Source organism: Pseudomonas sp. K5002, from assembly GCF_013386655.1.
Lineage (GTDB): Bacteria > Pseudomonadota > Gammaproteobacteria > Pseudomonadales > Pseudomonadaceae > Aquipseudomonas.
In genome coordinates, this window is record NZ_JACARK010000722.1 from 1 (window position 1) to 4,381 (window position 4,381).

Annotated in this window: 4 protein-coding genes and 1 pseudogene; 3 read left to right on the forward strand and 2 right to left on the reverse strand. The window is 61.4% G+C overall.

Annotation, left to right across the window (positions count from 1 at the left end; translation table 11 throughout):
- A partial coding sequence (locus tag HX846_RS27080) for a TIGR00366 family protein (RefSeq protein WP_178966459.1) occupies positions 1 to 956 on the forward strand: 956 nt, incomplete at its 5' end.
- Positions 957 to 979: 23 nt separating this feature from the next.
- Here HX846_RS27080 and HX846_RS39775 read toward each other — a convergent pair.
- Together HX846_RS39775 and HX846_RS27090 are read right to left on the reverse strand one after the other, a co-directional pair.
- Positions 980 to 1,323 (reverse strand): annotated as a pseudogene (locus HX846_RS39775) (DUF86 domain-containing protein).
- Entirely contained in the window at positions 1,320 to 1,610 is a 291-nt protein-coding gene (locus HX846_RS27090) for a nucleotidyltransferase family protein (protein WP_178966460.1), read from the reverse strand. The pseudogene HX846_RS39775 and the gene HX846_RS27090 overlap by 4 nt, the downstream one beginning before the upstream one ends.
- 159 nt (positions 1,611 to 1,769) lie before the next feature.
- Here HX846_RS27090 and acpA point away from each other — a divergent pair, with 159 nt between their 5' ends.
- Entirely contained in the window at positions 1,770 to 3,470 is a 1,701-nt protein-coding gene (gene acpA / locus HX846_RS27095; protein WP_178966461.1) for an acid phosphatase, read from the forward strand.
- 122 nt (positions 3,471 to 3,592) lie between these two features.
- Positions 3,593 to 4,381, forward strand: a 789-nt coding sequence (locus tag HX846_RS27100; protein ID WP_178966462.1) for a hypothetical protein, incomplete at its 3' end; no start/stop codon positions are given.

Here is a 4,381-nt window from a genome sequence, read left to right on the forward strand (position 1 = left end):
TGGGTGCCGTTTGGGCGCTGGGGCTGTCGTCGTCAGCGGCGCAGTTGCAGGCCAACCCGGCCAGTTTGCCGCCGTCGATCCTGTCGATCACCGGGATGATCCCGTTCACCGACACCATCTTTCTGTGGCAGTCCGGCGTGCTGTTGCTGGCGCTGATCGTGGTGTCGCTGATCATCGCCTACGCCACCGCGCCCGGGCCGAGCTCCGCCCGTGACGCCAAGGCTTGCGGTATCGACCCGGCCTTCAACATGCCCAAGCCGCAACCGCCGACCCGTCCGGGCGAGTGGCTGGAGCACAGCCCGTTGCTGACCATCCTGCTGGCGTTACTGGCCGCCGGTTGGTTGTTCCATGAATTCTCGACCAAGCCGGCGATCAGCGCGATCTCGGGGCTGAACACCTATAACTTCCTGTTCCTGATGGTCGGTGCCCTACTGCACTGGCGTCCGCGCAGTTTTCTCGATGCGGTGGCCCGTGCGGTACCCACCACCACCGGGGTGCTGATCCAGTTCCCGCTGTATGGCTCGATTGCCGCGCTGATGACCGTGGTGAAAGGCAGTGACGGCGCGACCCTGGCGCACCATATCTCGACCTTCTTCACCTCGATCGCGTCCCACGACACCTACGCGCTGTTGATGGGTGTGTACTCGGCGGTGCTGGGCTTCTTCATCCCGTCGGGCGGCGGCAAGTGGATCATCGAGGCGCCGTACGTGATGCAGGTCGCCAACGACCTGGAATATCACCTGGGCTGGGCGGTGCAGATCTACAACGCCGCCGAAGCGCTGCCGAACCTGATCAACCCGTTCTATATGCTGCCGCTGCTGGGCGTGCTGGGGTTGAAGGCGCGGGACTTGATCGGCTTTTCGTTTGTGCAGTTGCTGGTGCATACGCCGCTGGTGTTGTTCCTGCTGTGGGCGTTGGGCACGACGCTTAAATATTTGCCGCCGGTGATGCCTTAATTATCTGAAGCTGCACCCGCTCTTCAGGCGGGTGCGGCTGGCAGGTTGTTCAGCAGCTCAGGTAGCGCGTGCTGAACCGTGTCCCATACCACTTCAAGATTTATGTCGAAGTAACCATGGGCAATCCGGTTGCGCATCCCGCGCATACTGCGCCAAGGCACCTACGGTTGGGCGGCTGCAAACTCTGGATGTTGATCCATTATTTTGGTCGACGCTTCGCCGATGATGATCAAACTCATGATCACGGCTTGTTGGGTACGCTTGTCTTCAAAAACTCAGGTTTGCTCACCCCGTCGACAAAGGTGATCGCGTCGGACGATGCCTGGCGCATGTGCTCCAGGTAGTCGCCAATCCGATTTGAGATCATACGGGCCGGGCCTCAGCCAAGACTTGAGCACGAAACTTCAGAGGCAGATCGCCAGGCGTCAGCAAATCGACGTTTACCCCGAGCAAGTCTTCCAACTCCACCTGCAGCCCACCAAGGTCAAAAAGGGTCGCTCCCGGTAGCGCATCAACCAGTAAATCGAGATCACTGCCGTCTTTATCAGTCCCCAACAAAACGGACCCAAACACCCTTGGGTTGGAGGTATGGACACGTCCTACTACTTCACGCACGGCAGCCCTCTTGAGATCCAGGGCAGTTGAAGGTTTCATGGGGCACCTCTGCGGTATGCAATATCGGGCCAGTCTAGCAGTGCTTGGGATCAGGAAGCATGCCCACATGATCACACCGCTGTCTTCGTTCCGTCACATTCCATTGCTACCGTTCCGGCGAAACATATTGCAACAACTAACCCGCATGGACTCCCAGCAATGAGCGACGAGCACAAAGACCGCCCTTCCCAAGACATTGAAGCCAAACCGCCCGTCGACAGCAGCCGGCGGCGCTTCCTGGGAGGCGCGGCCGTGCTGGGCGTGGGTGCGACCCTGAGTGCCTGCGGCAATACCAGCGAGGCACCCGGCAAGCCGGTGGATCGGCCGCTAACCCCGCAAGAGCTGGACAAGGCCTTGCACGAACAGGTTAAAACCGTGGTGGTGATCTACGCCGAAAACCGCAGCTTCAACAACCTGTTTGCGGATTTCCCCGGGGTCGAGAAACCATTGTCGGCCCTCGCCCCTGCGGACTATCAGCAGCGCGACCGCGACGGCAGCCTGCTGAGCACCCTGCCCCCGACATGGGGCGGTGTGTTGCAAGTTGGCCCGCAGACCGTCGATGGCGTCACGTACCCCAGCGAAGTGCAATACCAGGAAAACCTGCCCAACGCTCCGTTCGCCCTCAAAGGCCCGAATGGCGAAGACCAGCCCCTGAGCCTGGTCACCCGGGATTTGTGGCACGTGTTCTATCAGAACCAGATGCAGATCAATGGCGGTAAAAACGATGCGTTCGTCGCTTGGGGCGACTCCGGCGGCCTGCTGATGGGCCATTACGCCCAGAGCCGTTACGCCCTGCGCTTGTGGGACGTGGCGAAGGAGTTTGTGCTCTGCGATAACTTCTTCCAGGGCGCGTTTGGCGGCTCGTTCCTCAACCACCAATACCTGATCAGCGCCACCCCGCCGGTGTACCCAAACGCTGCGCAATCGGTGGCCAAGGCACAGATCGCCACGCTGCAAAGCGACGACCCGACCGACCCGCGCCTCAAGCCTCTGGACAAGTCCCCGGCCAGCGCCATGACCGGCCCGCCGCAATTCGGCCCCAGCGCACTGACCCCGGACGGTTTCGGCGTGAACACCCTGGCCCCGCCTTACTGGCCTACCTGGATTCGCGACCCCGAGCGCCCGGATTACTCCAAGCCCGACTTGCCTAACGTGCTGGTGCCACAAACCCACGAGCACATCGGCGATAAACTGTCGAAAAAGAACGTCGACTGGGCCTGGTACGCCGGTGCGTGGCAAGCAACGCTGGATCAGTTCAAGGACTCGGGCGGCATTCCGAAGATTCCGAACTTCCAGTACCACCACCAGCCCTTCAACTACTTCAAGCAGCAAGGCCCGGAAAACCCGGCTGAGCGCAATAAACGCCTGCGCGATGGCGGCCTGGGGGATGACGCCAGCACCAACAAGTTCTTCGCCGATGCCCAGGCCGGCAAGCTGCCTGCGGTGACCTTCTACAAACCCCAGGGCAACCTGAATATGCACGCCGGTTACGCCGACGTCGCTTCGGGCGACCGGCATATCACCCGCGCCTTGAAGGTGCTGCAGGAAAGCCCGCAGTGGAAGAACATGGTGGTGATCGTCACCGTCGATGAAAACGGCGGCTGGTGGGACCACGTTGCACCGCCAAAAGGCGATCGCTGGGGCCCGGGCACGCGGATTCCGGCACTGGTGGTCTCGCCGTTCGCGCGCAAGGGCACGGTGGACCATACCGTCTACGACACCGCGTCGATCCTGCGTCTGATCACCCGGGTGTTCCAGCTGGAAACCCTCGATGGGCTCAAGCAGCGTGACGACGCCATGACCGCGCGCGGCCAGAAGCCCATGGGGGATTTGACCAACGCCCTGCACTTCAAGGTGTAGACGCACTTGCTCAAAAGCGACAAGCACGCAGTTTTTCTACGCGCTTTTCCCGGTCAACCGCTACTGTGTGAGGGTGGGCATTCACCCCGCGCAGACGGGCTTTCGCTGACAGGGAACCATCCATGTTCAAACTCACCAGGTTGTCCTTCACCCTGGCCGCACTGACCTTGAGTGCGGTCGTACAGGCTGACATCACCGTACCGCTGGGTACCCCGCAACGGGTCACCCAGTTGTTCGCGTACCCGAACAATTGCAGCGTCATCTGTTTTCGTCCCTGGACGCTGGAACAGACCGTCGAGCACTACCTGAACCAGAGCCTGCAACGCGACGGTTACAGCCGGGCCAAAGTCAGCGTCAAAACCGAGCATGACCAGGTGCTGGCCACGTTCAGCGGTGTGCCAGACGGTTATGGCCAGCCGTTGACCACCTTGCTCGATACCGCCGACCTGGCTTACCAGGGCGCCAGCAAACTCAATGGTGATGGCAAATGGCAGTTCAACTGGTACCTGTTCCTGCCGCTGGGCATGGCCCTGGAAAACCGCAAGAGCATTGAGCTGCTGCACTTCCCGCCGGATTATTCCCTGACCCACTTCCAGGACTACCTGGAGTCGGCCACCACCGACCGCTGGGCGACGTTGCTCACGGCCAACGGCATCCCGGCGACCCAGACGCCGGAATACCAGACCATCATCGACATCGCCCCGATCGCCGCCCCTGCCACGGCGGGCAAGGACCTGGAAGGCGTCTACGGTTACTTCACCGACTACCAGACCCGGATGGTCAAGGAGCTGAGCCAGCACGCGGGCGGCGCGTTGCCGATGGTGGCCTTCGGCGCGCCGGTGCGCAGCTGGATCAAGCAGCAATACGGGCAAACCGTTGCCGTACTGGGCCTGGCGCAAATCAGCCCGGCC